1 protein-coding gene is annotated in these 1,332 nt (G+C 68.5%); it reads right to left on the reverse strand.

Translation table 11 applies throughout. The annotated features are described in order from the left end of the window. Nucleotides 1-31: 31 nt before the first annotated feature. A complete protein-coding gene (locus DSC45_RS35515) occupies nt 32-1,210 on the reverse strand; it encodes an IS30 family transposase (protein ID WP_205571507.1) in 1,179 nt (392 codons plus the stop codon). Between the last annotated feature and the right edge of the window lie 122 nt (nt 1,211-1,332).

Here is a 1,332-nt window from a genome sequence, read left to right on the forward strand (position 1 = left end):
CGAATTCGAGGGGTCGTTGCAACACTGCTGGTCAGCTGGCTAGGTCGAGTAGCTTAGCGAGACGCTCGGCTGGGGTTTCCCAGCCGAGCGTCTTGCGTGGGCGGCTGTTGAGTTCGGCGGCTACGACCTTCAGGCGGTCGGGGGTGTGGGTGCTCAGGTCGGTGCCCTTGGGGAAATACTGCCGGAGCAGTCCGTTGGTGTTCTCGTTCGATCCCCGCTGCCAGGGGCTGGCCGGGTCGCAGAAGTAGACGGGGATATCGGTGGCGACGGTGAACGCCTTGTGGGCGGCCATCTCCGAGCCCTGGTCCCAGGTCAGCGACCTCCACAGGTGCGGCGGGAGGGTCTGGACGGTAGTGGCGAGCGCGTTGCGGGTCGCGAGGGCGCTGTGTCCGCGGGGCAGATGCACCAGCATCACGTAGCGGGTGGAGCGTTCGACCAGGGTGCCGATGGCGGATCGGCCGTCCTTGCCGATGATGAGGTCGCCCTCCCAGTGGCCGGGGACAGCCCGGTCCTCCGCTTCGGCCGGCCGGTCGCTGATCATGACCATGTTCTTGACCGGCCGGGAGATCCGCTTGGCCGCGTGGCGGTGCGGGCGGCGCATGGCACGTCCGGTGCGCAGGGCGCGGGTCAGCTCCCGGCGCAATTCACCGCGCCCTTGGACGTAGAGGGCCTGGTAGATGGTCTCGTGGGTCACGTGCATCTCCGGCCGGTCGGGGAAGCGTGCCCGCAGAGCCTGGCAGATCTGCTCGGGGCTCCACCGCAGCGTCAGGTGTTCCTGGACGAAGTCCCGCAGCTCGGGGTTCTGGCCGATCTTGCCCACCTTGGGCCGGGGGCGGCGCCGTTCGGCACGGCGGTGGGCATGGAAGGGCTGGTAGGCCCATCCTCCCTTGGGCATGGCCCGGCGATTGCGGCGTATCTCCCGGCTGATGGTGGAGGGGCTGCGGCCCAGCTCGGCGGCTATCTGCCGGACGGATGCCTTCTCACGCAGCCGGTCAGCGACGTGAATGCGGTCGTGTTCTTGGAGATACCGCGACGGCTGAGGCGGTCCCTCCGGCTCCGGTGACACGGGCGGCTGCCCGGGCTCCTGATAGATCGGAGGAACCGCCTTGCTGCCGCCGGACGCGCGGCGGCCATTACGCCACCTCTTGCCCGTGCGGAGGTTGATCCCGACGATGCGGGCCGCTTCCCGGGTGCTGTAGCCCTGCTCCATGAGCTGGAAGTATGCGTCCCGCTCCCGGGCCAGCTTCCCGGCCCCCGGCCTCTTGTCCTTGCGGATCTCGAAGTCCATCGCACCCCTTGAACTGGGGTGTTGCAACGACCACTAGAACTGAA

The sequence above is a fragment of the Streptomyces sp. YIM 130001 genome (genome assembly GCF_003574445.1).
Classification (GTDB): Bacteria; Actinomycetota; Actinomycetes; order Streptomycetales; family Streptomycetaceae; genus Streptomyces.